The sequence below is a fragment of the Arthrobacter ruber genome, assembly GCF_002954225.1.
Taxonomy (GTDB): Bacteria; Actinomycetota; Actinomycetes; order Actinomycetales; family Micrococcaceae; genus Arthrobacter_D; species Arthrobacter_D ruber.
Genome location: NZ_PPTH01000017.1, coordinates 454,737 through 481,465 on the forward strand (window position 1 = coordinate 454,737; position 26,729 = coordinate 481,465).

The 26,729-nt window shown below is 70.9% G+C and carries 17 protein-coding genes; 10 read left to right on the forward strand and 7 right to left on the reverse strand.

All coding sequences use genetic code 11. The features are described 5' to 3' along the window. Positions 1-540 precede the first annotated feature (540 nt). The 3 genes from CI785_RS13235 to CI785_RS13245 all read left to right on the forward strand — a co-directional run bounded on the left by CI785_RS13235 (position 541) and on the right by CI785_RS13245 (position 7,010). Positions 541-4,374, forward strand: coding sequence for a DUF7933 domain-containing protein (locus CI785_RS13235; RefSeq protein ID WP_105032536.1), 3,834 nt, complete (start codon positions 541-543; stop codon positions 4,372-4,374). A gap of 92 nt (positions 4,375-4,466) precedes the next feature. Continuing rightward, positions 4,467-5,960 (forward strand): SpaH/EbpB family LPXTG-anchored major pilin, encoded by a 1,494-nt coding sequence (locus CI785_RS13240; RefSeq protein WP_105032537.1) that lies wholly within the window; start codon positions 4,467-4,469, stop codon positions 5,958-5,960. Positions 5,961-6,107: 147 nt separating this feature from the next. Beyond that, positions 6,108-7,010, forward strand: coding sequence for a class C sortase (locus CI785_RS13245; protein WP_105032538.1), 903 nt, complete (start codon positions 6,108-6,110; stop codon positions 7,008-7,010). A 59-nt stretch (positions 7,011-7,069) separates the two neighbouring features. On the opposite strand, the gene CI785_RS13250 is transcribed toward CI785_RS13245, so the two are convergent. Continuing rightward, entirely contained in the window at positions 7,070-8,161 is a 1,092-nt protein-coding gene (locus CI785_RS13250; protein ID WP_105032539.1) for a glycoside hydrolase family 76 protein, read from the reverse strand. 144 nt (positions 8,162-8,305) lie between these two features. On the opposite strand from CI785_RS13250, the gene CI785_RS13255 reads away from it, so the two are divergent. From CI785_RS13255 to CI785_RS13270, 4 genes are all read left to right on the forward strand, one after another. After that, the gene (locus tag CI785_RS13255) at positions 8,306-9,091 is read left to right on the forward strand and encodes an SDR family NAD(P)-dependent oxidoreductase (protein WP_105032540.1); all 786 of its coding nucleotides are present in this window, start codon (positions 8,306-8,308) and stop codon (positions 9,089-9,091) included. A 55-nt stretch (positions 9,092-9,146) separates the two neighbouring features. Then, complete coding sequence (locus CI785_RS13260) at positions 9,147-10,310, forward strand: acyl-CoA dehydrogenase family protein (RefSeq protein ID WP_105032541.1); 1,164 nt, start codon at positions 9,147-9,149, stop codon at positions 10,308-10,310. 158 nt (positions 10,311-10,468) lie between these two features. Continuing rightward, entirely contained in the window at positions 10,469-13,291 is a 2,823-nt protein-coding gene (gene ppc / locus CI785_RS13265) for a phosphoenolpyruvate carboxylase (RefSeq protein ID WP_240615191.1), read from the forward strand. Positions 13,292-13,433: 142 nt separating this feature from the next. Next, positions 13,434-14,366 (forward strand): NADP-dependent oxidoreductase, encoded by a 933-nt coding sequence (locus CI785_RS13270; protein ID WP_105032542.1) that lies wholly within the window; start codon positions 13,434-13,436, stop codon positions 14,364-14,366. Between the two features lie 147 nt (positions 14,367-14,513). Here the strand turns inward: CI785_RS13270 and CI785_RS13275 are convergent, their stop codons facing one another. The 5 genes from CI785_RS13275 to CI785_RS13295 form a co-directional block, all read right to left on the reverse strand. Further along, a complete protein-coding gene (locus CI785_RS13275; protein ID WP_105032543.1) occupies positions 14,514-15,782 on the reverse strand; it encodes a TspO/MBR family protein in 1,269 nt (422 codons plus the stop codon). Then, positions 15,745-16,380: a DedA family protein gene (locus CI785_RS13280; protein WP_240615192.1), complete on the reverse strand. Its 636-nt coding sequence runs from the start codon at positions 16,378-16,380 to the stop codon at positions 15,745-15,747. The genes CI785_RS13275 and CI785_RS13280 overlap by 38 nt, the downstream gene beginning before the upstream one ends. A 62-nt stretch (positions 16,381-16,442) precedes the next feature. Then, a complete protein-coding gene (locus CI785_RS13285) occupies positions 16,443-17,351 on the reverse strand; it encodes an RluA family pseudouridine synthase (RefSeq protein ID WP_105032695.1) in 909 nt (302 codons plus the stop codon). Between the two features lie 39 nt (positions 17,352-17,390). After that, a complete protein-coding gene (locus CI785_RS13290) occupies positions 17,391-18,209 on the reverse strand; it encodes a DNA-formamidopyrimidine glycosylase family protein (RefSeq protein WP_105032544.1) in 819 nt (272 codons plus the stop codon). Next, complete coding sequence (locus tag CI785_RS13295) at positions 18,202-23,322, reverse strand: Lhr family helicase (protein WP_105032545.1); 5,121 nt, start codon at positions 23,320-23,322, stop codon at positions 18,202-18,204. Before CI785_RS13295 ends, CI785_RS13290 begins: the two co-directional genes overlap by 8 nt. On the opposite strand from CI785_RS13295, the gene CI785_RS13300 reads away from it, so the two are divergent. The 3 genes from CI785_RS13300 to CI785_RS13310 all read left to right on the forward strand — a co-directional run bounded on the left by CI785_RS13300 (position 23,321) and on the right by CI785_RS13310 (position 25,845). Further along, entirely contained in the window at positions 23,321-23,956 is a 636-nt protein-coding gene (locus CI785_RS13300) for a hypothetical protein (protein ID WP_157940270.1), read from the forward strand. The two genes, CI785_RS13295 and CI785_RS13300, sit on opposite strands and share 2 nt — an antisense overlap. Continuing rightward, positions 23,953-24,792 carry a helix-turn-helix transcriptional regulator gene (locus tag CI785_RS13305; protein ID WP_105032547.1) on the forward strand — a complete coding sequence of 280 codons (840 nt, stop codon included), beginning with the start codon at positions 23,953-23,955 and terminating at the stop codon, positions 24,790-24,792. Before CI785_RS13300 ends, CI785_RS13305 begins: the two co-directional genes overlap by 4 nt. Positions 24,793-24,915: 123 nt before the next feature. After that, positions 24,916-25,845, forward strand: a complete 930-nt coding sequence (locus tag CI785_RS13310; protein WP_105032548.1) for an SDR family oxidoreductase — start codon at positions 24,916-24,918, stop codon at positions 25,843-25,845. A gap of 91 nt (positions 25,846-25,936) precedes the next feature. On the opposite strand, the gene CI785_RS13315 is transcribed toward CI785_RS13310, so the two are convergent. Further along, positions 25,937-26,680, reverse strand: a complete 744-nt coding sequence (locus tag CI785_RS13315; protein ID WP_157940271.1) for a DUF4232 domain-containing protein — start codon at positions 26,678-26,680, stop codon at positions 25,937-25,939. Positions 26,681-26,729: the final 49 nt, after the last annotated feature.

Below are 26,729 nucleotides of genomic sequence, written 5' to 3' on the forward strand. Positions count from 1 at the left end.
TTGTCTCCACTTCGTGGGGGCCGGCGGTCTCACCGGCGCACGGTCTCTTGGTCTCTTCTGCACCGCGTCATGGCGATGTGCCTCGCGGTCGTCCTCGGCGCGGGTTCGGTCGTCGCGCTGTCCGTCTCCACTAGCTCGGGCGCTGTCGCGGCTCCGAGCGTCGCGAACGTTCCCGACAAGAAAACCGAGCCCTCTCCTTCCGTCGCGACGTCGACGCCTACTCCTGTCGAGGTGTCCACTCAGCCGGCCCCTCCTCAGGAGTCGAACCCTGAGGATTCCGGGCCTGCCCCGTCAGTTGCAGCACCCACTCGGGAGCCGAGCCCGGACGAGCCTGAGCCTCGCATCTCCGTTCTGCCCCCCACCCCGAAGCCCGTTCCCTCTCCCGCGCCCGCTGCAACCCCGGACCTCGTGGTGCCTGGTGATGACCCTGCGGCCGAAAGCGGTCGTTCGCCACCTGCGGAGCCCGATAGGGCGGACGAATTCAGAACGTTCGCCCAGGTCGGTTCCGCTGCCATAGGTGCTCCCGAGGGGCCCCGCCAGGTGTGGGTCGAGTCCTTCGAGCAGGGACTGACGAACACCGCCAGCGGACTTCCCACCTACGCCACGAACCGGTACACGGCGTCGCCGGGCTGGGCGACAGGAGCGAACTGCACGGGCGTCCTTCTGAACTACCTTGCCCCGTACCCGAACACTGCGTTCTGTCCCTCGCAGACCTCAGGAGGATCGTCCGCTGCGCGCGAGGCCCGACGCATGGCGGACGTACTCGGCCAGGTCCAGGTGCCCGTGGTCGGCGGTACGGCCGCCAACGCGCCGGCCAACGGTTCCAACGCCACGACTCGGAGCAATCACGCGCTCGTCTCGCTTCCCTACGCCGCACTCCCGGCGGGCAGCACCACGGTCCTTCAGTCCGCTGCAGGGATCGGAATCAGCGCCCCGAACCCGCGGTACTACGCACTCGCGATGGACGCCGTGGGCGCGCGGTGCGGCACGAACAACGCGGCGCTCTCGCTGAACCTGGTCACGGGTGCCACCACTCCGGTAACCCTCCTGACGGGATTCGGGGCCCCGATCGTTCCATGTACGCGAACGGGCAACGTCTACTACACGTCCCCCGCTCTCAGCACCGTCCCCGGCCTCACCGAACCGGCGTTCCCGACCTCCGTGCGGGCGGAGACCTTCAACGGTACGAACACCGCCCTCCTCACACCCGCGCAGATCTCCGCTGCCCGGGTGCAGATCGCGAACGCTCAGGCGGGCGCGGGTGGCGGGTTCGGCGTGGACCAGATCCGGGTACTCGACGTCACGCCCGCTCTGGACGTCGCCTTCGATCCTGCACCGGCCACGGCTACCGTGCCCACGACCTTGACCTACACGATCACCAACACCTCGGAGCTCTCTGCAAAGGCCGACTGGGGGTTCACGAACACGCTTCCGCAGGGGCTCACCGTGGCGCCGAACCCCACCCTCGGCGGCACCTGCGTGAACTCCGTCGGCGCCGCCTTCGCCGTCACCGCCGCGGCGGGTACGGGTAGCATCTCGGTCACCGGTGGAGACCTCCCTGCGGGCGCAGCCTCGTGCACGATCTCGGTCAACGTGGTGGCAGCACAGGCAGGAACGTACTCCAGCGGCACCGTGACCGCCAACGGACTCATCGCATCGGCGCCGATCGACCTCACGGTCGACCCCCGGACCACGATCACGGTGCGCAAGAACCTCCCCACGCGCACGGCATCGGCCGACCAGTTCACCCTTTCGCTACGCGAGGGCACCACCGTGCTGGCGTCGGCCACGACCTCCGGCACCGCCACCGGCATCCAGGCCGCGCAGATCACCGGCTCCACGGTGCGACCAGGCGCCACCTACACGATCTCCGAGGCACCGACGAACAACGCCGGTCTCGGTTACTCGAACGGCTACGAGTGTGCCCGGGCCGGCACGGTGATCGCCTCCGGATCTGGAGCGTCGGGTACCATCACCATCCCCGACGAGGCGGGGGCGGAGATCACCTGCACCTTCACGAACACCGCGCAGACGCCGCGCCTGTTCTGCGACACCAACCACTTCTACTCGATCCAGGCCACCGGTGCGCTGGAGCAGGCGGACATCGTCGCGGGAGGCCTTCCCGCTGCAGTCGGAAGCTGGACGAGCGTGTCATCAGCGAACGCCCTCGGCATCGGATCGGGCGGGAACGTCGCGTACGCGCTCGACCGGTCGAGCGACGGAAGCGACGTGCTGTCGATTCTCAAGTGGACCCCGGGCGGCGGTTTCGTGAAGCTGCCCAGCTCGGCCTACACGACCACGACCAATAACGGTGTCGAGGTCGCGGGCACCATCGTTGCCGGCGCCGTGGACCTTTCGAACGGTCGCTATCTCTTCGGCAAGTTCAACGGTGGGCAGTTCCACATCTGGAGCTTCACCGAGACGAACCCACTCGCGTCCCGGTTCGCTTACGTGGGTTCGTTCGCCGCAGGCACCGTATCCGCGAACGGGGACATGGCACTCGACGCCAACGGGAACCTGTATGTGGTCGGTGCGCCTTCGGGCGACTCCACGAGCACCACGAGCACCATCACGATCTACACGATCGCCAGGGCGACGCTCACCGCAGCGAACGGCGGCTCGTTGGCGGTGAGCACGTCCACGGCGAAGCCGTTGACCGGCACCGATGCTGCCTTCGCCAATCCGAACGGCGTCGCGTTCTCGCCACGCGGTACCCTCTACCTCGGCAATGTGGGAAGCGCCTACGAGTTCGATGCCAACACCGGGCGCCGTGTGCCGGGTACGCCCCGCGTGTCCGTCAACTCCACCGACCTCGCGAGTTGCACGACGCCCTCGACCATCACCGTGCAGAAGAACGTGGTGGCACGGCAGGCCCCGAGCGACCAGTTCACCCTGACGGCAGCGACAGGATCGCCACCGGCAACAATCGCCACGGCAACGACCTCCGGAGCTGCTACCGGGCGCCAGGCTGAGCAGTTGGGTCCCTTCCCCGCCGCGGCAGGCAGCACGATCACCATCTCGGAGACCATGGCCGCCAGCTCCGCCTCCGCACTCAGTAGCTACAGGACCTCCTACGACTGCTGGGCAAACGGAGTGCGATTGAGCGCGGGTAACACCACAACAGGTACCGTCACCATGCCCAATGGTCTCGGTGTCAATGTGAACTGCACGTTCGTCAATTCTCCGGGCCCTGTTGCTGATTCGAGCGTGCGGATCACGAAGACCATCCGAGAGGCCTCGGGTCTCACTCGCCCCGGCGTCGACTGGACCGTGGGGGTGACGGCGACGGCGACCACGGGAACCGCGACGGCCCTGCCGAGCGAGGCTCCCAGGCAGCAGACCGATGCGGTGGGCCAGGCCAGCTGGCAGGTGCTGTTCGGTTCGGGGGCGTCGCGGGCAACGGTCGTCGTCTCGGAGGTCCAGCAGGCAGGGTTCGAGTTCGTCAGCGGCTCGTGCACGGCGAACGGCGCGGCGCGTCCGGTCACCTTCACGCAGGCCGGGGCGATCATCAGTGCCAGTCTGACGGACATACCCCCCGCTTCCGCCATCGACTGCACTCTGATCAACCGGCCTACGGCATCCCTCACACTCGTGAAGGAAGTGACCTCCGGGTCTGCACTGCCCACGGACTGGACCCTGAGCGCCACCGGCCCCAGCGGGGCCCTACCCGGGCCCTCCGGCCGTTCGGGTTCGGCAGCGGCTTCGGGCGTTCCCGTCACCCCCGGTGTCGCCTACCGCCTGGCGGAAGCCGGCGGTCCGCTCACCTACGTGCAGACCGGCGCATGGCAGTGCCGCACGGCAACCGACGAGCCTGTCGCCGTCACTGCCGCGGGAGATGTCACCCCGACCGCCGGCGCCCGGATCACCTGCACGGTGACGAACTCGACAGCGTCCATCACGCTGCTCAAGCAGGTGCTGAACCCCCGGACGGGCTTCCAGGCCCCGGACTGGCGGGTCACCGCGACACCGGCAGCGATCGCAGGCGGGGTCCTGCCGACGGAGAGCCGGCTCGGTGCCGAGTACGTCGCCTCGGGCAACCCGGCGAACACCTTCTTCGTGAGACCGGGCCACAGCTACACGCTGTCGGAAGCGGCCACCGATCCTGCACGCCCCCTCGCGTACCAGGAACTTCGTCTCGAACAGCTGACCGGGTCGACGTGGACCCCTGTGTCGTCACGAACCATCTCCGCTCCGGCGGCGGGTCAGACGGCGGTCTACCGCTTCGTCAACGCCCCCGTGGAGCCCACCACACTGCCGCTCACCGGCGGCACGAGCGCCGACGCGTACTACATCGGAGGGGGATCGCTGCTCGTTCTGGCGCTCGCCTTCTCCGTGTGGCACGGGCGTCAACGAGGGCGAGGCGCCTTCCGGTGAGGTGCATCCACCCTTCCGTCCCACGTTCCTGCTCTTTCCACTCGTTCCCTTCGGTCTCACCCTTGCAACTCTCACTCACTAGGAGATAACACGTGTCCACCTCCATCCTCCGGCGGCTGTCCGCCGCTGCCGGCGTGCTGGCGCTGAGCGCAGCGGCGACGTTCGTCGCCGTCGCACCGGCGACAGCCGTCACCCAACCGGGCAACATCGATCCGTCGATCCCCCGCACCCTGACCATCCACAAGTTCGCGCTGGGCCCCGAGAACGGTCAGCAGGTCGGTACCGGCCAGGAAGTCAACGTCCCCGGCACGCCGCTGGCAGGCGCGACCTTCACCGCCGCCCTGGTCCAGGGTGTCGACCTCACCACGCCGGCAGGCTGGACCGCGGTCTCCACCCTGACTCCTGCGACGGCGGCATCGCGTGTCACTGCGGCCGACACCTACACGGCGACCACCGGCACCGACGGTGTGGCACGGTTCAATGCCGGTGACACCCTCCCGCTCGGTCTGTATCTCGTGACCGAGACCGCACTGCCGGCCGGGGCGACCAACCCGGCCGCGCCGTTCCTCGTCACGCTGCCGTTCCCGACGGGTTCGGACGGTGCCCCGTCCAACCAGTGGATCTACGACGTGCATGCCTACCCCAAGAACGCGGTCACCGATCTGACGAAGACCCGCGTCCCGGCGCCGGCCAACTCGGTCGAGGCCCGCAATCCCGACCTGATCCGCTGGGCGATCACCCAGAGCGTGCCGACGCTCGCCGGTGGCACCACCCTCGACACGTTCGCGCTCACCGACTCGCTGCCCGCGGAGCTCGAGTACCTCGCGAACGGCCCGGACGGCGTCGCCCCGACGAGTGTGCGGGTCACGAACGCCGCCGGCGTCACCCAGAACTTCGTCGAAGGTACGGACTACACCCTCGTGTACGCCGCCGCCACGAGTAACCTCACCGCCACCTTCACCCCTGCTGGTCTCACCCGACTGTCAGCCCTGCCCGGAGGCAAGGTGACGCTCACCGTGCTGAGTCGTGCACTGACGATCCCCGCCAATGGCTTCATCACCAACACGGCGACGGGCGTCGTCAACGGCAGCACCACGACGGTCGAAGGCAGGACCCCGATCGGCCAGCTCACCGTAGCCGCCTTCCAGAACGGCGGACGGAACCCCCTCGCCGGCGCCGTGTACCAGGTGTTCCTCAACGAGAACGACGCCAACCTCGGCCAGAACGCCGTCTTCATCGACGGCGTCCAGAACTGGACGACCGGCGCGGACGGCCGCGTCGCGATTCCGATCATCACGCCGGGCACCTACTACGTGCGCGAGATCACCCCTCCGGCCGGATTCCAGCTGCCGCGGCCGAGCCAGGCGCAGGTCCGGGTTGTGCCCGGTGCTAGCTCGACCGTCGCGCCGGTGCAGAACTACGTCGAGTTCCTGCATGACCAGGTTCCCGCCTTCGCTCTCCCCCTCACCGGTGGTGACGGGGCCCTGTGGTTCACCGTCGGTGGTACCGGGCTCATCGCGATCGCCCTCGGGACCGGGGTCGTCGCGGCGCGTCGTCGTGCCACGTCGGCGCTCGCCGACGCGTAACGTAGCACTGTGAATGCGGAGGCGGGGCGTCAGGAAGGCGCCCCGCCTCCGCGCGTTCCGGGGGAAACGCCCGGATCATCCGCCGCCGCTCCGCCCTCGGGGCCGGCCCGGCGCGGGCGGGACCAACACCTTCGATGGCGGCTCCCGGTGCTGCCACTGCTGGTCGCGCTCGCAGTGGTCACCGGGGCAGCACTCCTGCTCTACCCGGCCGCGGCCGCGTGGTTCAGCTCGGTGGAGCAGTCGCGCGAGATCGACAAACTCACCGAGGGCATCAACGACCTCGGCGCCGAGACCTTACGCGAGAAGCTCGGGGAGGCGCGCGAGTACAACGAGTCCTTGAGCGGCGGTGGAGCGGCCGTCGCAGCGAACGAACGGCTTCCCCTCGCGGACGAACCCGGCTCCGATGACGAGCAGCAGTACCTCTCGATGCTCCGGGGTGATTCCGAGGGCCTGATGGCGCGGATCAGGATCGCCTCGATCGGACTCGACCTGCCGATCTACCACGGCACGAGCGAAGCGGTCCTCGAACGCGGCATCGGCCATCTCGAGGGCACCGCGCTCCCCGTCGGCGGGCCGTCGACCCACTCCGTGGTCACCGGCCATCGAGGCCTCGCGACGTCCGAGCTCTTCACCAACCTCGACAAGGTCACGGTCGGGGACGCCTTCACCATCGAGGTCTTCGGCGAGACTCTCGCCTACCGTGTCACCGAGACGCTCGTCGTCGAGCCCGAGGACACCGAGACCCTGCTCATCCAACCCGGCAAGGATCTCATCACCCTCGTCACCTGCACGCCCCTCGGCATCAACAGTCACCGCATCCTCGTCACGGGCGAGCGCGTGATCCCCACCCCCCAGGCCGACATCGACGCAGCCGGTGATGCCCCCGACGTGCCTGGCTACCCGTGGTGGATGGTCATCGCCGGCGGCGTGATCGCGGGCGCCGGCACGTACGTGTGGCTTTCGGGACGGCCGCCGCGGGCTGTCCGGCGGGAGCTCGCCCGGGAGCGCCAGGCGCTCACGCTGGATCAGCTGATGGAACGAGCGCAGTGAGAGGTCATCCCTCGCTCCGGTGCGGCGGACGACCTGTCCGCTGATCGACGGAGGGCGTGTCAGTACCGGGGCAACCGGTGCCGGCACGCCCGTGCCGCTTCCAGGACCGTCCACGCCTGGAGCTGCGAGGACAGGCTCACAGGTCCGTCCTGCCGTGGGGGGAACAGGAAAGCCGTCGTGTCCGACCCGGCACGGGCGGCGCGCGTACCGGCCGGGCCGGGGCGGTCCACGCGGGTACCGATGGCACCGGGGACGTCAACCTCCGTGCGGTCGGCCCAGAGCCGCCCGGCCGTGGCATCCAGGAGCGTCCGGGCGGTCACCGCAGCGTCTGCGTCGATGCCCGGGGTCACCGCGGCGAGCGCCAGATAGCGCCCCAGGATCCCGGTGAAGAGACCGCCGTCGCCCTCCGCAGACAGCGGCAGTGCGCCGTCGTCGTGGGCCACGTGGTCCGCGACGGCACGGATCAGTGCGTCCGCCCGCGCCAGGTTCTCCTTCCCGCCGGTCGCGACGAGCGCCCCGAGCACGGTGCCCTGGTTGTAGGTGTGGATGGTGCGCTCCACCTGTCCGCCGGCCTTCACCCCGTCGAGGTACAGCCCGGTCTCCGTGTCGAACAGGCGGGCCCGGAGCCAGTCGAGGAGCTCCTGGGCGCGGAGGGTGTCCCCGGCGCGCGCGAAGAAGAGCGCTGCGGGCGCCGTGCTCGGGGTGTTCTTGTAGTCCCGTGTGGTGTTCCAGTAGACGCCGCCGCCGAGGTCCGGTGTCTGCGCGGACTCCAGGGCGAGCCCGAGGACCCGCACCCGGCGTCGCGGCCGCCGTCGTCCCTCCACGCCGTCGAGGCGCTGCAGGGCGAGTGCCAGCCAGGCCATGTCGTCGTAGTAGGCGTTGCGCCAGCGGCCGCCGTTGCGCACCCAGATGCCGCGGGCGAGCCTGCGGGCGTCCGCCAGCGCATCACCGTCGGGATTCCGCAGGTGCTCGTCCAGGAGGCAGTCGAGGTAGTGCGCCTGCCACCAGTAGTGCCAGTGGCTGCGGGGACTGGTCGGTGACGGATAGGCGACGGCGCCCAGCCTCGTTCCCGGGAGGCGCAGGCTGCGCCGTGCGAAGAGGCGGCGGACAGTGCTCGCCGCCATGGCGGCGGCGTCGTCGGGGATGGGCATATGACCACCCTAGCCACGCCGGCCCGACCGGAGATTGCGCACGATGCGCAGTCGAACCCCGTCCGGGTGCGCAGTGGGCCACGTCACAGTATGCTGGGCGTGGGGACGGACCAACGGCGGTCCTCCCGGCGCGGAAGGATCAGCATGGACATCAGGGGATCGGTGGCGCTCGTCACCGGAGGTGCGTCCGGACTCGGATTCGCCACTGCCCGCAGACTGGTCGACGACGGCGCCTCGGTGGTGCTCGTCGATCTCCCGCAGTCCGCCGGCACCGGGGCCGCGACGGAGCTCGACCCGTCCGGTACCCGCGTGCGGTTCGTCGCAGCCGACGTCGCCGATCCCGTGCAGGTGCAGGCGGCGGTCGCCGCTGCCTCCGAGCTCGGGCCGCTGCGCATCGTGGTCAACTGCGCCGGTATCGCCACGCCGGGCAAGGTCCTCGGGCGCGAGGGTGTCCTGCCGCTCGAGCAGTTCGCCCGTGTCATCAACGTCAACCTGGTGGGCACATTCAACGTCATCCGGCTCGCCGCAGAGGCCATGGCCGCCACCCCCACCGTGACCGGCCTCGGCGGCTCCGACGAACGCGGCGTCATCATCACCACGGCATCCGTCGCGGCCTTCGACGGCCAGATCGGGCAACCCGCGTACTCGGCGTCGAAGGGCGGCGTCGCGGCCATGACGCTACCCATCGCCCGTGAGCTCGCACGATCCCTGATCCGCGTCGTCACGATCGCCCCGGGCATCTTCGAGACGCCCATGATGGCGGGACTGCCGCAGGAGGCCCAGGACTCCCTCGGCGCCCAGGTGCCGCACCCGTCCCGCCTCGGCAGACCCGTCGAGTACGCGGCGCTCGCCGCCCACATCGTCGAGAACCAGATGCTCAACGGCGAGACGATCCGCCTCGACGGCGCCATCCGCATGGCACCGAAGTAGGACGCGCCACTCCGGCTTCACCGCCCGGTCTCAGCTCGATCGAAAGGACGGCTCGATGGAGAGCCACTTGCCAAGCGCCGACTTCCTCGGCTTCGAATCGCTCCTCGCCGCCCATGAGCGGGAGAAACTGCAGGACGTGCGTGACTTCCTCGCCAAGGAGGTCTCACCGCGCGCCGTCGAATGGTGGAACCGCGCCGAGTTCCCCCACGAGATCCTTCCCAAGCTCGCCGGGTTGAACCTCAGCACGCCCGTGCAGCAGGGCTACAGCCACCTGTTCAGCGGGCTCGTGATCGCCGAGTTGACCCGTGCCGACACCTCGATCGCCACGTTCTTCATGGTCCACCACGACCTCTTCGTCGAAGCCCTCCACACCTTCGGCAGCGAGGACCAGAAGGCCCGCCTCCTGCAGGACGCCATGGACCTGAGGATCACCGGTGCCTTCGCGCTCACGGAGCCGCTGCACGGGTCCGATGTCGCCGGCGGCATGGCCACCACCGCCACGCGCGACGGCGACACCTGGATCATCAACGGCGTCAAGCGGTGGATCGGCAACGGGACCTTCTGCGACTACATGCTCCTGTGGGCACGGGACACCGGCACAGGAGGCGTGCGCGGCTTCATCCTCGACGCCACCCTGCCCGGCGTGACCCGCACCGTCATCGGGAACAAGACGGCGCTCCGCACGGTCCAGAATGCCGACATCACCCTGACCGACGTCCGGATCCCGGAAGCCGACCGCTTCGCCGGCATCGAGTCCTTCGACGACACCCGGCAACTCCTGCTCGGCTCCCGCATCCTGGTCGGCTGGCAGGCCGTCGGACAGCAGCTGGCCGCGTTCGACGTCGCCCGGCAGTACGCCGTGGAGCGCCACCAGTTCGGGCGGCCGATCGCAGGCTTCCAGCTCGTCCAGGACCAGCTCGTCACGATGATGGGCAACACGACGGCGAGCCTGGGCGTCATGGTGCGGGTGGCCCAGCTCCAGGGACAGGGCGCGTCCGACATGCCACAGGCCGCTTTCGCGAAGTCCTTCACCACCGCGCGGATGCGGGAGACCGTCGCCCTCGGCCGGTCCATCCTCGGCGGGAACGGGATCGTGACGGACTTCGGGATGGCGAAGATCTTCGCGGACGCCGAGGCGGTCTACACCTACGAGGGCTCCTACGAGATCAACAGCCTCATCGTCGGCAGGGCGCTGACAGGCATCTCGGCCTTCGCCTGATCGGCCGGTCGGGGCGGGCGCCCGGTCACATGACGGACGGGGTGAGGCGCCCGACACATTACTGGGTAGTATCCCAACAGCAATCCGTCGTATCCAGTGCCGCATACGCCCCGTTTTCCATGCCCTGAAAGCAGGCCGTTGTGACAGTGCCCCTCGAAGTGTCTCCTCTGCAGGCCGCCGACCCGTTCGCCAGTGCTCCCGACGACATCAGCTCCGACCTCCGCGCCGACGTGCGGCGCGTGAGCACGCTGCTCGGTGAATCGCTCGTACGGCAGCACGGCCCGGAGCTGCTCGACCTCGTGGAGCGCGTCCGTCTGCTCACCAAGCAGTCCAAGGAGTCCGGCAGCGGCACGGACGCCGAGCGGGCCGCCCTCGCGGAGCAGGTGCGCGAACTGCTCGCCGCCCTGCCCATCGACCGGGCCACCGAGCTCGTGCGCGCCTTCGCGGCCTACTTCCACCTCGCGAACGCCGCGGAGCAGGTGCACCGGGTGCGCGGGCTGAGGACCCGCTCCGAGGAGGACGGCTGGCTCGCCCAGACCGTCACCCGGATCGCAGCCGACGCCGGTCCCGAGGCGCTCGCCGACGTCGTGCGGGCGCTCGACGTCCGCCCGGTGTTCACCGCGCACCCCACGGAGGCCTCGCGCCGCTCGGTGCTGGACAAGCTCCGCCGGCTCTCCGACATCCTCGCCGACACGACGCCGGAGGGCTCCCGGCAACGACGCCGGCAGGACCGCCGGCTCGCCGAGGTGATCGACCTGATCTGGCAGACCGACGAACTGCGGCAGGTGCGCCCCACGCCGATCGACGAGGCCCGCAACGCCATCTACTACCTCGGCGACATCCTCACCACCACCATGCCCGAACTGCTCGAGGACCTCTCGGACCTGTTGGCCGAGCACGGAGCCGCCCTGCCGTCGGAGGGCGCCCCGCTGAAGTTCGGCTCCTGGATCGGCGGTGACCGCGACGGCAACCCGAACGTCACCGCCGCGGTGACGCGCGAGATCCTGCAGATCCAGAACCAGCAGGCCGTCCGGATCGCCCTCCACTTCGTCGACCGGCTCATCTCCTCGCTGTCGTCGTCGACGGCGATCGTCGGGGCATCCGAGGAACTGTCCGCCTCGATCGAGCGCGACCTGGCGAACCTGCCCCGCCTCGACAGGCGCGTCCTCGAGCTCAACGCCCAGGAGCCCTACCGGCTCAAGCTCACGTGCGTGAAGGCGAAGCTGCTCAACACTGCGTCCCGCGTGCAGAACCAGACCGCGCACGAGCCCGGCCGCGACTACAACACCACCGCGCAGGTGCTCGCGGACCTGCAGCTCGTCGGCGACTCGCTCCGGCAGCACTCGGCGGGTCTCGCGGCCGACGGCGCCCTCGCCATGGCGTCGCGGGTCATCTCCTCCTTCGGCCTGCACCTGGCGACCCTCGATGTCCGTGAGCACGCGGACATGCACCACGACGTCATCGCGCAGCTGACCGACCGCCTCGGGGAGCTGGACGTGCCCTACCTCGAGCTGACCCGCGAGGACCGCCTGCGGGCGCTGTCCCGCGAACTCGCGTCCCGGCGCCCGCTCGCCACGGTCAACCCACCGCTCGACGACGGCGCACGGCGCACCTTCGACGTCTTCCGTGAGATCGCCTCGGCGCTGGGAACCTACGGCCCCGATGTCATCGAGACCTACATCGTGTCCATGACCCGAGGGGCGGACGACGTCCTCGCGCCCGTGGTCCTGGCGCGTGAGGCGGGACTCGTCGACGTCGTCGGTGACGGCTCCGGCGGCCCGGACTCGGGGGCCTTCGCGAAGATCGGCTTCGCGCCCCTCCTCGAGACGGTCGACGAGCTCCGCGTCTCCGCCGAGATCGTGGACACCCTGCTCTCCGACCCGACCTACCGCGAGGTGGTGCGCCTGCGCGGTGACCTGCAGGAGGTCATGCTCGGGTACTCGGACTCCAACAAGGAGTCGGGCGTGCTCACGAGCCTGTGGGAGATCCACAAGACCCAGCGCCGCCTGCGCGACGTCGCCGCCAAGCACGGCGTCCGGCTCCGCCTGTTCCACGGACGCGGCGGGTCGGTGGGCCGCGGCGGCGGCCCGACGTACGACGCCATCCTCGCACAGCCCAACGGCGTGCTCGAGGGCGAGATCAAGTTCACCGAGCAGGGCGAGGTCATCAGCGACAAGTACTCCCTGCCGGCGCTGGCCCGCGAGAACCTGGAACTCTCCCTCGCCGCCGTCATGCAGGGGTCGGCCCTGCACCGCACACCCCGTACGTCCGACGACGACCGCGGACGCTGGGCCGAGGTCATGGAGACCGTGTCCGACGCCGCCTTCGCCCGGTACCGCTCACTGATCGATCACGAGGACCTGCCGGCGTACTTCCTCGCCTCGACGCCGGTGGAGCAGCTCGGTTCGCTCAACATCGGTTCGCGCCCGTCCAAGCGTCCCGACTCCGGCAGCGGACTCGGCGGGCTCCGGGCCATCCCGTGGGTCTTCGGCTGGACGCAGTCACGGCAGATCGTCCCCGGCTGGTTCGGTGTCGGCTCCGGACTGCGGGCCGCCCGCGAGGCGGGGCACGAGGGGGTGCTCGCCGAGATGCTCGACCGCTGGCACTTCTTCCGGTCCGTCGTCTCCAACGTCGAGATGACGCTCGCCAAGACCGACCTCGAGATCGCTGCACACTACGTCGACGCCCTGGTGCCGGGTGAGCTGCAGCACCTCTTCGCCGTGATCCGCGAGGAGTACGAGTTGACCCTGGCCGAGATCAGGCACCTCACCGGCGAGCTCGAACTGCTCGACAACCAGCCCGTCCTCAAGCGCTCGCTGGCGGTCCGCGACCAGTACCTCGACCCGATCTCCTACCTGCAGGTCGAGCTGCTGCGCCGTGTGCGCGCGGAGGCCGACGGCGGGCAGCCCGACGGACAGCTCCAGCGCGCCATGCTCATCACCATCAACGGCGTCGCCGCGGGCATGCGCAACACGGGCTGATCGGGGAGTCGGCCGGCGTCGCACCTGTCGTCGTGCCCGAGGCTGCCGTCCCGCACGGCCGGAATACGTGCAGGGCGGTGCCGGTTTCGCCTCTGGCAGCAGAACGGCAGCTGCCGCACCGGCATCCCAAAAGGAGAACCGCATGAAGGCAGTGTTCTACGAGCAGTACGGCAGCCCCGACGTCCTGCAGTACGGGGAGCAGCCCGACCCGAAGGTGGGACCGGACTCCGTGCTGGTCGACGTGCGCGCAGCGTCGGTCAATCCCGTGGACTGGAAGATCACCGCGGGCTACCTCGACGGCGCGCTGCCCACCTACTTCCCGGTGATCCCGGGATGGGACGTCGCCGGCGTCGTCGTGCAGCCCGGCCCCTCCGTGACGGAGTTCGAGGCCGGCGACGAGGTCATCGGCTATCTCCGCATGGACACCGTGGGGCTCGGGACGTTCGCCGAGCAGGTGGCCGCCCCCGTCCGGACGCTCGCCCGGAAGCCACGGAACGTGTCCTGGGCCGAAGCGGCCACGATGCCGCTGGCGGGGCTCACCGCGTACCAGTCCCTGCAGGCGGTCGGCGCGGGGGAGGGCGACACCGTCCTCGTGCACAACGGCGCGGGCGGCGTTGGTACCTATGCCATCCAGATCGCGAAGGCCTGGGGAGCCCGGGTGCTGGCCACCGCGTCGGAGAAGAACCATGAGTTCCTGCGCTCGCTCGGCGCCGAACCGCTGACCTACGGGGAGGGCCTGACGGAGCGCCTACGCAAGGCGGCACCGGACGGGCTCGACGCCGTCGTCGACTTCGTGGGCGGCGATGACAGGGTCGCATCCCTCGAGCACCTCAAGGACCAGAAGCGCGCGGCATCGGTGGCCGACGTCGCGGCGAAGGACACGGGCGGGCGTTACATCTTCGTGCGGGCCGAGCCCGCAGACCTGCTCGCGCTCACGGAACTCGTGGAGGCGGGGCGCGTGAAGCCGGTCCTCGCGGAGACCTTCCCGCTGGAGCGCGCCGCCGACGCCTTCCGCAGCAGCATCGAGGGCCACGTGCGGGGCAAGATCGCCGTCACGGTGGGCGAGCAGGACTGATCCTGGCACCAGCCACGATGCGTCCACCCACTCGGTGCCAGCCCTCGACGCGGTGAAGCGGGAATGTTCACCCCTTCGCACTTCACGGTCCTGAGAACCGGGATGCAGCCGCGGGTAGAGGCTCCCGACCCACCCGGGCCGGGGTGCTCAGGAGCGCGAGTCCTCGTAGTCGTCGCCGAGGAGATCGAGCGGCTCGCGCTGCGCGTCCTCCTGCGCGCGGAGCCAGCGGCGGTAGGCGTGGTCCACGCGGTGACGGCGCGATCCGGCCGTGATGAGCAGCAGGAAGATGGCGAGGGCCGCGACGAACGCGACGCTCAAGGCGACCGGCTGCCCCAGCACGCGCTCGACGGCGATCCACAGCAGGCCCCACGAGGTGGCGGCCGCGACGGCGAGGCGTCCGCGGTCGGTGGAGCAGATCACGGCGGCGGTCATCATGACGGCGATGACGCCGATACCCGCCCACAGGGCGCCGCCCCAGCCGAACAGGTCCACGCCCCCTGCGGTGAGGAGCGCCGCCGCATTCGCCGCAGCAGCGACCAGCACCCACCCGAGGTACAGTCCGATCGGCGTGTCGACGAGCGCCCCCTCGAGCCGGGTCTCGCTGGGATGGTCGTTCAGGGCCCGGACGGCCGCGAGCAGCGTGAAGAAGAGCAGCATGATCACTACGAGGCTCAGCACCAGCAGGTCCGCCTGCGCGCTCAGGATCCAGGCGAGGTTCAGGAGCATCGAGGCCGCGACGGTCCAGCCCAGGTGCCGCTGGCGCTCCGACCGGCGCTGCGACGGCAGCCACTGGAACACCGTGTACGCGATGAGACCCGCATAGATGACACTCCAGATGGCGAACGCCGACGACGACGGCGCGAGCAGGGTCGCGTCAGGAGCGAACAGTCCGCCGGCGGCGTCCCTGATCGACGGACCGCCGAAGGCGCCGACTCCCGCGGCCGAACCGAGGATGCACGCGATGGCGCACACGGTGACGGCGGTCTGCCGCACGAGGTCCCGATCCCAGGAACCCATGGTGCGGACTGCAGCAGTGCTGCCCCGACGGGCGGCCCTGTACGTCGCGTCCGCAGCGACCCTCGTCCTCCCGGCCGCGACCCTCGCCCGGTCGGAGGCGATCCTCGCCTTTTCTGAGGCGGTGCGGTGCCGGTCCGAGGTGCCGGATCCGCCGCCGGCTCCCTGCGCGCCGGCTGACGCGGTGGCACTCGGGAGGGTCCCGGTGCCCTGCGACTCGTCCGTCCGGCGGTCCTGGTCGTCGTCGTGCGTGGACACCGCGCGTGGCTGCGCGGCCCGCAGGCGTTCGAGGACGCTCGCCGTGTCGGAGGGCGGCTCGGCCGCGGGCGTCGACGGCGCGATCGTCGGCGGCCGGACGGGCTTGTCAGGAACCCTGGGTCCCGGGGTCTTCGGGGTGCTCATGCGCGTTCGTAGCCTTCCGGTGTTTCCTCACGGCGAGGACTGCCGCCGTGATGGCTCCCACCAGCGTACCGACCGCCATTCCGAGCAGGGCGCTGACGCCGGCAGGGAGGCCCGTGGACGCCCCCGCCACGAAACCGAGGCCCAGCAGCCAGGCGGTCCACAGCACGCCACCGCCCGCGGCCGCGAGCATGAACGGGCGCAGCGGGAGTTCGGCGATACCCGCGGCGGCCACGCTCGCGGTCCGGCCGCCGGGAAGGAAGCGGACGGCGACGACGGCGGCGTAGGTGGGCGAGGTGCCCGCCTTGTCGATCGCGTTGCGCAGTCCGCGGTGGATGGAGCGTCCCCACCGGAAGCGGTCCAGGAAATGCGTGAGGCGGCGCCGGAACAGCAGGAAGAGCGCGACGTCGCCGAGCCAGCTGCCGGCGAAGGCCGTGACGATCGCGAAAGGGAGCAGCAGCGTGCTGTGTGCCGACATGGTGCCGGCACCGATCACGAGGAGCTCGGAGGGCACCACGGGAAGGACGACGTCCACGACCACGACGGCGAGCATGACGAGGAGGTAGAGCGGTGCTGGGATGTCCGTGCCGGGCAGGTCCACCCTGCAAATCTACCGTCCGCCGGGCGGCAGAGGTCCACGGCCGTCACCGGATCTCCGACGCCTCAGGCGGACTCGCCCAGCACGAGGCCGGACTCGAACCGACGTTCCTCGCCGTTCACGGGATCCGTGAAGGCGATGCTGTGGGCCAGAAGCTGCAGTGGCCGGGCGTAGTCATCGGGTGCCCGGGGGTGCAGCACCGGGTAGAACGGGTCGTTGACGATCCCGAGTCCCAGCGACGCCATGTGCAGCCTGAGCTGGTGCGTCTTGCCGGTGTGCGGCTGCAGCCGGTACAGGCCCCGGTCCCCGCGCTGCTCGAGCAGGCTGACCGTGGTGTGCGTGTTCGGCGGTCCCTCGACCTCCTGGGCGAGCAGGTACGTCCGCGACTTCACGATCCGGCTCCTGACGTCCCGCGGCTCGGTGTCCAGGTGCAGTTCGGGCCGCACCGGCGCGACCGCGCGGTACTCCTTGCTGATGCGCCGGTTCTCGAAGAGCAGCTGGTACGCGCCGCGGGTCTGCGGGTCGGTGGAGAACATCAGGATGCCCGCGGTCATGCGGTCCAGTCGGTGCATGGGGATGAGGTCCGGGAGATCGAGCTCCACGCGCAGCCGGACCAGGGCCGACTCCGCCACGTACATCCCGCCAGGGGTGGTGGGCAGGAAGTGCGGCTTGTCGACGACGAGCAGGTGCTCGTCGCGATGCAGCACCGACAGCTCCACCGGCAGCCGCTCCTCGACCGGCAGCTCCCGGTAGTACCAGACGAAGGTGTGCTCGCCCAGCGGCGTGGTCCGTGTGAGGACCTCGCCGCCCAGCGCCACCACCTCCCCGCGGTCGAATCGCCGGCCGATGCCGTCGGGGTCGACGTGGTCGAAGCGGTCGAGGATGTACTCCAGCGCCGTCTCCCAGGGCCCCTCGGCGGGCAGCCGGAGCCGGGTCGCGTTCACGCCGTTGCGTACGGGCAGGGGGGAACGCATCGCCATCACCGCATCACCCGCCCGTCGCCGTCCATCCCGTCAGGGTAGTGCCGTCCCTGCTGCGGCTTCCAATCGCGGCTGGCAGTGCGGGCAGTAGTAGAGCTCGCGCAGCTCGGTCTCCTTGTCCCCGAGCTGCTCGAGCGCAACGGGCGTCCCGCAGCGCAGGCACCCTCGCCGCGACCGCCCGTAGACCCAGAGGGTGTTGCCGCGCAGCTGCCCGGTGGTGGCCCGGGTACTGCGCGCCTTGTTCGCCTCGAGGAGCTTCTTCGACAGCTCCACCATGCGCGGCAGGTTGGGCACCTCGCCGGTCGGCGTGAGCGGGTGGACACCGGCCAGGAAACAGAGCTCGCACCGGTACACGTTGCCGATCCCGGCGAGGTTGCGCTGGTCGAGCAGGGCCAGGCCGATGGGACGTTCGGGCTGCTCGAGCAGGCGGCGGAGCGCCTCGTCCGGATCCCAGTCCGGCCCGAGCAGGTCCGGTCCCAGGTACCCCACCGCCTCCTCCTCCTCGGCACGCGCGATCACGCGGAGGAATCCGAGTTCGAACCCGACGACGACGGCGCCGTCCGTCTCCAGGATGCACCGGGCCTTGAAGGCGGGCCGGCGCCACTTCTCCCCGCGGGCGTAGACGTGCCAGAGGCCCTCCATCTTGAGGTGCGAGTGGATGTCCCAGCCGTCCTCGCCCCCGCCGCGGATCAGCAGGTGCTTGCCGCGGGCCACGGCCTCCTGCACGGTGTCCCCGGTGAAGTCCACGGTGGCGAAGCGGGGCACGCGGATGTCGCAGCGCGTGAGCACCTTCCCCGCGAGGGCGCGATGCAGCTCGCGGGCTGCCCGCCAGACGGTATCGCCCTCAGGCACGGATCCTCAGCCCCTTCGGCGTGGAGTGGAAGCCGGCGTCGGCCAGAGCGCGGCCGATGTCCGTGTCCAGGATCTCGCCGCCGTTCACCTTCTCGAGGGCCATCTTGTCCGCGGCGCCGCGGCGGATGATGGTCACCAGCGACAGGGCGGCCGCGCGCAGCACGTCCGGGTCCTCGGTGAAGGTCAGCAGGGTCTTCCCGCCGCGCTCCACGTAGAGGGCGAGCGCTCCGTCCACGAGGACCACGAGGGCGCCCGCCTTCCGTCCGGCACGGTGTCCGCCGTCGGCCTGCGGCCAGCTCAGCGCCGCGCCGTAGGGGTTGGCGGGATCGGTGGCGGCGAGCGCGACGGCCTTCAGGGGGGCCGCTTCCCCGCCGAGCACGTCCTGCGCGGTGGGCAGCTGGTTGTCCGCGCTGAAGGAGCGCAGGCGGTCCACCGTGGCGGGCACCGCGAACTGGGCCGCGCCGAGGTGTTCGATGAAGTAGCCGCGCCGGCACCGGCCCATCTCCTCCAGACGCGCCAGCACCTTGTACATGAGGCCGAACCCGCCCGGGATGCCCTCGTTGCCCACGGCTCCGCGGGTGACCACGCCGTACCGGTCCAGCAGCAGCTCCGCCGTGGCGTGGGCGTGCAGCGTCGTCTCCGCCTCCACCCCGGGCAGCATGTTCCACCGCCCGCCGGCCAGGGGCGGTGTGGGCCGCTGGTAGGCGCCGCCGTCGTCCGCTCCCACGGTCAGGCGCATCGAAGCGCCGGTGAGGGACTTGCCCGGCGCCCGGCCGAGGCGTCCCGCCCGGGAGGTCCGTGCCCGGGCCGGGACGGGCTTCTGCTTGTGTGCCGTCTTGCCGTGGGCGAGGAGCGCGCGTACCGGCGTGAACGTGTCGTTGCTGATCCGGCCCGCCCACACCAGGTCCCACAGGGCCGTGACGACGGCGGTGTCCGTCGTCGCCTCCTGCACGTCGAGCAGATTGGTGAGCTGCCGCAGGAAGAAGCCGCCGCCGCCGGCCAGCAGGTCCAGCAGTGCGGTGTGCAGAGAGGAGGGCTCGAAGGCGGGGTCGGGGCGGAGCGTCAGGGGGGCGTTCTCGGCCAGGTGCAGGGCGATCCAGCCGTCGTTGCCGGCGAGGGATCCCGCGCCGGACCACAGCACCTCGCCGGTGGCGGTCAGCTCATCGAGCATGGCCGGCGCGTAGTTGGCGACGCGCTGCGCCAGGATGAGCGGCTCCCAGGCGGACGCCGGGATGGGCACGCCGGAGAGCTGGTCGATCACGGTCACCACGCCGTCGAGCCCGCGCAGGCTGGAGCCCACGTGCTGCCATGCCGGCAGGAACCGTGCGTAGGCCGCCGGGTCCACCGGCTCGACCTCCTGGCGCAGCGCGGCCAGCGAGCGGCGGCGCAGGCGGCGGAGCACCTCGGCGTCGCACCACTCGCTGGCCGCCGGGGTGTGCACGGTGATGGTGCCCGGAGCAGCGCCCGAGGCCGCCGAGATGTCGAGGACGGGCACCGACTCGGCGGGTCGGAACTCACCCTCCACCACCCGGCCGGCGCCGGCGAGGCGCTGGAGGGATCCCGTGACCACGGCGACGCCGAGCCCCAGGCGGGCGGCGGCCTCGGCGGCGGTGAACGGACCGTGTGTGCGCGCGTAGCGCCCGATGAGGTCCCCGAGCGGATCGGCGACGGGCTCGATGAACGCCAGCGGGATGCCCATGGGCAGCGGCACGCCGATGGCATCACGCAGCCGGGCCGCGTCCTCCACGGCCGCGATGCGCTCGACGCCGGCGATGTGCACGGTCAGCGCCCGGTTGGCCTTCACCAGGGCCGCGACGTGCTCCCGGACCAGGTCGGGTGAGGCACGGCCGGGCGTCGGGGCAGGGGAGGCTGCGGCAGCGGCGAGCGCCTCGTCCGACAGGTCCTCGTCCGGGTCCTCGTCCCCGGCCCGAAGGTCGATCCCGTGGAGGACGCCGGGCGCCTGGGCGCCACCCGACCCGGCGGCAGGGAGGGCGGGCTGCGCATCCGCCGGAGCCTCGAGCCGCTCGGCGATCTCCCCGACGGTGAGCGGCCCCAGCAGGCGCAGCAGGTCCGCGACGCCCTCGAGTCCGCGCGCCAGACGGTCCGGCCGGAGACGCTGCAACTCGAGTTCCGTCTCGGCGATGACCCGCGCGTCGAGCAGTTCCCGCAGCTCCGCCCGCCCGAGCAGCTCGTTGAGGAGCGTGGGATCGAGGGAGAGCGCAGCGGCCCGGCGTTCGGCCAGGGGCGAGTCACCCTCGTAGAGGAAGGACGCCACGTAACCGAACAGCATGGACCGCGCGAAGGGCGAGGGCTGCTGCGTGGTGACCTCGACGATGCGCAGCTCCCGGCGCTCGATCGATGCGGCGAGGTCCTTGAGGGCGGGCAGGTCGTAGACGTCCTGCAGGCATTCGCGCACCGTCTCGAGGACGATCGGGAAGGTGGGGTACTTCTTGGCGACGTCGAGCAGCTGCGCCGAGCGCTGCCGCTGCTGCCACAGGGGCGTGCGCTTGCTGGGGTTCTGCCGCGGCAGCAGCAGGGCGCGGGCGGCGCACTCCCGGAACCGGGAGGCGAAGAGCGCGGAACCGCCCACCTCGGCGGTGACGATGCCGTCGAGCTCCTCGGGATCGAACAGGAAGAGGTCCGCACCGGGCGGTTCGTCGTCCATGAGCGGCACGCGCAGCACGATGCCGTCGTCGGATGCCATCGCCGCACCGTCCATGCCGTACCGCTGTTCCAGTCGCGCGCCGACGGCGAGCGCCCAGGGCGCGTGGACGGGCATCCCGAAGGGGCTGTGGAGCACCACGCGCCAGTCGCCGAGCTCGTCGTGGAACCGCTCGACGACGAGCGTCCGGTCGCTGGGAACCACCTCGGTGGCCTCACGCTGCTCCGTCAGGTAGGTGATGAGGTTCCCTGACGCCCACGCGTCGAGGCCGATCCTCGCGCACCGCTCCTGGGCCTTGTCCGGCGTGGAGCCGGACATCTCCCGGTTGAAGGCGCCCAGGGCGCGGCCGAGCTCCACGGGCCGGCCGAGGGAGTCGCCCTTCCAGAAGGGGAGCTTGCCGGGCTGCCCGAAGGCGGGGGAGACCAGCACGCGGTCGTGCGTGATCTCCTCGATGCGCCAGCTGGTGGCCCCGAGCGCGAAGACGTCGCCCACACGCGACTCGTACACCATCTCCTCGTCGAGCTCCCCCACGCGGCGGCCTCCCGCACGGGGCCCCTCGCCCTCGGATCCGACGAGGAACACCCCGAACAAGCCGCGGTCGGGGATGGTGCCGCCGGAGGTGACGGCGAGGCGCTGGGCCCCGGGCCGGCCCGTGATGGTGCCCTCCACGCGGTCCCAAATGATGCGCGGGCGCAGTTCGGCGAACTCGTCGGACGGGTACAGGCCGGCGAGGAGGTCGAGGGTCGCGTCGAAGGCGGACCGCGGCAGGGTGGCGAACGGCGCGGAGGCACGGACGACGTCGAACCACTCCTCGACGTCGATGGTGCCAAGCGCCGCGGCGGCGACGGTCTGCTGCGCCAGGATGTCCAGCGGATTGGTGGGGATGTAGAGGGGTTCGATCTGCCCGGCGAGCATGCGCTCCACGGTGACCGTGGTGTTGACGAGATCCCCGCGGTGCTTGGGGAACAGGACGCCCTGGGAGACCTCGCCCACCTGGTGGCCGGCGCGGCCCACGCGCTGCAGCCCGCTGGCCACCGAGTGGGGGGACTCCACCTGCACCACGAGGTCCACCGCGCCCATGTCGATGCCCAGCTCGAGGGAGCTGGTGGCGACGACGCAGCGCAGCCGCCCGGACTTGAGGTCGTCCTCGATGAGCGCGCGCTGGTCCTTGGACACCGAGCCGTGGTGGGCGCGGGCCAGCAGCGGCTCCGCGCCGTTGCTCTGCCCCGCCTGGGCCATCATCTCGGCCGGCGTGGCCGTGGTGTGCGCGAAGGACGGCGCCGCGGGCTCGACGGCGGCAGGGTTGCCGCCCGCGGCCCACACGGCGTCGCGCTCGAGGCGCTCGGCGTGGATCTCGTTGAGGCGTGCGGTCAGGCGTTCGGCGAGCCGGCGGGAGTTCGCGAACACGATCGTCGACCGGTTCTGCTCGATCAGGTCGACGATCTTCTCCTCGACATGCGGCCAGATGCTCGCCTGCGGCACGGCGTCGCCGTCGTCGTCGGTGTTCGCCGCGGCCCCTCCGAGTTCCGTCATGTCCTCCACGGGCACGGTGACGGTCAGGTCCCACTTCTTCTCGGACGGCGGGGCGACGATCTCCACCGGGGCGTTGCCCGCGAGGAAGCGGGCCACGGTCTCCTTGGGCTCCACCGTGGCCGAGAGGCCGATGCGCTGCACGGGCTTGTCGAGCAGGGCGTCGAGGCGGGCCAGGGACACCGCGAGGTGCGCCCCGCGCTTGGTGCCCGCGACGGCGTGGACCTCGTCGATGATGACGGTGTCCACCTCCATCAGGGTCTCCCGCGCCTTGGAGGTGAGCATGAGGAACAGCGACTCGGGCGTGGTGATGAGGATGTCCGGCGGCCGCGTGAGCATGGCACGCCGCTCGGCCTGCGGGGTGTCACCGGAGCGGACGCCCACCGTGATGCCGGGCGCCGGCAGTCCCAGGCGCTTGGCCGTCTGGGTGATCCCGATCAGCGGTGCGCGCAGGTTCCGCTCCACGTCCACACCGAGCGCCTTCAGCGGCGAGATGTAGAGCACGCGGGTGCTGCGCTTCGGTTTCGGGGGAGTCTTCCGGCCCTTCGCCGGAGCGGGGGCCTCCGGTTCGAGATCGCCGTTCCCCTCGCCCGAGGCGATCAGGCGGTCCAGCGCCCAGAGGAACGCAGCGAGGGTCTTGCCGGAGCCGGTGGGTGCGACGACGAGGGCGTTGGACCCGGCCGAGATGGCGGACCACGCGCCCTCCTGGGCGGGCGTGGGCTCGGAGAAGGCCCCGGCGAACCACTCGTGCGTGGCCGGGGTGAACCTCGTCAGTACCTGCGTCGTCACCACTTCATCATGCCCCAGCGCACCGACACTCGACGGAGGTGCGGCGCACCTCCGTCCTACTCCCGCCACAGGGGCGGGGGGAGTAGGTTTCAGGGGAGAGCCGCGCCGCGCGGCCGGGGGAGGAGCGGTCATGGCGGCACGAGAAGCAGGGGCCGCTCAGCCTCGCGTCCCCCGCGGGCACGTGTCCCACAACTGGCTGCCGGTGGCGGGGATCGGGTCCCTCTTCGTCGGCGGGGCCGTGGCGGCGCTGGTCTTCGACGGCGACACGGGCCGCACGGCCGTCTACTTCGTGGTCGGCACGCTGGTGCTCATCCTCCTGACCGCGCCGTGGCTCGTCCGCCACCCGCCCGCGATGCGCGCCGGCCCCGGTGCCTACCTGGTCCTCGCCGTCGTCGTGGAACTCGGTGCACTCCTCGGCGGGGCCGTGGAGGCGTTCCGCGGACTCGGTGCGTGGGTGGTGCTCGGGATCGGCCTCGCGGTGTACGGGCACTTGGAGCGGGGCCGCGTGATGGTCACGGCCGGAGCGGGCGCCGCGCTCCTGGGCGTCGTCGCCATCGTCGCGGCGCTGCCCTGGCTGACCCTGGTGCTCGCACTGGCCACCGCCGCGCTGCTCGTGTTCGCGGCCTGGCGGCTGCGGCTGCTCGGGCTGCAGACGGCCGGGGCGCCCGGGTTGCCCGGCGTCCCGGGCGTTGGACGTGCCGTCGGGGATGCAGGGAGTGAATCAGAGGCTCGATGGTGGTACGGGACGGGAGGACGACGGCGATGATCGATCGGGAGGGACTGGCTGCGTTCCTGCGCCACCGGCGCGAGGCGCTGCAGCCGGAGGACGTCGGACTGGTCCGGGGTTCCCGCCGGCGGACGGAGGGCCTGCGCCGGGAGGAAGTGGCAGCGCTGTGCAGCATGTCCACCGACTACTACGCCCGGTTGGAGCGCGCCACGGGACCGGCACCGTCGGAGCAGATGGTCGGTGCCATCACGCAGGGCTTCCGTCTGTCGCTGGACGAGCGTGACCATGTCTTCCGTCTCGCCGGGCACCAGCCACCTCCTCGCGGGACCTCGAGCGAGCACATCAGCCCTGGTCTGCTCCGTGTCTTCGATCGCCTGCAGGACACTCCTGCGGAGATCGTCACCGAACTCGGCGAGACTCTTCGCCAGACCCCGCTGGCGGCGGCGATCATGGGCGACGCGTCTCATCGCAGGGGCGTGGACCGGTGTATCGGTTACCGGTGGTACACCGATCCATCGGTTCGGGCGCACTACCCGCCCGAGGAGCAGGAGGTGTTGTCCCGCGTGTATGCCGCCGGGCTGCGGGAACTGACCGCGCTGCGCGGCCCCCGGTCGCGGGCAGCGCAGCTCGCCACCCTGCTTCTCGAGCAGAGCGGGACCTTCCACGATGTCTGGGCCGCCCAGGAGGTGGGCGTACGGCCCCCGGAGGTGAAGCGCTTCCACCATCCGGGAGTCGGGCCGCTCGAACTGGCATGCCAGACACTGCTCGATCCGGAGCAGTCCCATCGCCTCCTGGTCTATACGGCCGCCCCCGGAAGTGACAGCTACGACAAGCTGCAGGTCCTTGCGGCGATCGGTGCATCCACTCCTCCGTGATCCTCCCGTCCGAGGGGTGGATTCCCGATCAGTGGATGGGCGCGCACTGGATGCGCCCATGGCGGACCGTGACCATGAGCTGGTAGCAGAAAAGATCATCCCCCACCCGAAGGTGTCACGCTCATGACTCGCACTTCCGACTTCCAGGTCCCCGACCTCCACGGCACGTACGCCCTCGTCACCGGAGCCAGCGACGGCATCGGCTACGTCATCGCAACTCGCCTTGCACGGGCGGGTGCCGACGTCGTCCTGCCCGTACGGAACGCGGCCAAGGGGCAGGCGGCGGCCGAACGGATCCGCACCCGGGTGCCGGGGGCCGACGTCACCACGCGGGCGCTGGACCTCTCCTCCCTGGATTCGGTGGCGTCACTGGTAGGGACACTCACCGCCGAGGGTCGCCCCATCAACATCCTGATCAACAACGCCGGTGTCATGACCCCACCGAACCGCCTGACCACGAAGGACGGGGTCGAGCTGCAGTTCGGTACCAACCACCTCGGGCACTTCGCACTCACGCTCGGCCTCCTCCCGCTACTCCGGGACGGCGGCGCCCGTGTGACCCACCAGACGAGTGTCGCCGCTCGACAGGGCGGAATCAACTGGGACGACCTGAACTGGGAGAAGGACTACGACGGCATGAAGGCGTACTCCCAGTCGAAGATCGCCGTGGGACTCTTCGCCCGCGCCCTCGACGCCCGAAGCCGAGCCGAGGGCTGGGGACTGACCAGCAATCTGTCACACCCCGGGATCTCGCCCACCAATCTGCTCGCCGCGCAGCCGGCCATGGGCCGCCCGAAGGAGACCGGCAGCCGCCGATTGATCCGCCTCCTGTCCCGCGTGGGAATCACGGGAACGGTCGACAGCGCAGCGGGCCCTGCACTGATGGCGGCGACCGACCCGACGGCACGAGGCGATGAGTTCTACGGCCCCCGACGCGTGCTCGGTGGCCCACCCGCCCGACGGGACCTCTGGGCTCCGCTCACGAGCACGGACGACGCCGACAGGATCTGGGAGCACTCCGAACGCCTCGTAGGGGCACACTTCGCGAGGTGATGCGAACGGTCCCTCGATCGCGACGCCGGACGCAGCAGCACCGTCCGGGAGGGTATCCACCGATCGAGGATCACCCGACGGCCCGAGCCGGCTAGGAGGCGGGCTGCAGCGTCCCGACCGTCATCAGCACCACGGAGGTCGCGGAGCACGCGGGCAGCTGCTGCGGCAGCACGAGCGAGTCGGTGGCGCCGGGCGGGTACACGCGGAGCCCGACGGCGGGGGTGAGCCCGCAGTCGGCACCGTAGTTCTGGGCGTTCGTCTGCCGCACCGTGGTGGTGGACGACGCCCCCGGCGCGAGGGTGACCGGGACCGACGCCGACCCGTCGCGGTCCGCGGGAGCGCCGATCTGGGCACCGGATGCGTCCACGAAGGAGACCCCCGGGAAGCCGTCCACGGTGCATTCCTGGTCCGAGGCGTTGGTCAGCACGATGGTGCGGGACACGCTGCCCGCCCCGGCGCCGCCGAGCTGGTCCTCGACGCTCCCGGTCAGCTGCGCCGCCGTGCAGGTCCCACCCGCCGCGGGCGTCGGCGCCGCGCTCGGCGTCGGATCCGCGGAAGAGGAGGCGGAGGTAGAAGCCGAGGCAGACGGCTCGGCGGCCCCGGACGGGCCCGACGACGGCGATGCCGACGGCTCCGTGGTGCCGGTGGCCGAGCCCGATGCCGACGGCGATGCCGACGGCGATGCCGAAGCCGACGACGATACCGACGACGACACCGGCGGTGCCGCAGCCCCGCCGCCGTCCGTCCCGGACGACGCGCAACCGCTCGCCACCATCAGGGTTCCGGCGGCCGCAGCGGCCATGATCCAACGCTTGCTCCCCAGCAGACTAGTCATGCCCTCACCCTACGTGCGGGATCCCGGAGCGCCAGTGGGCGGAGAACGC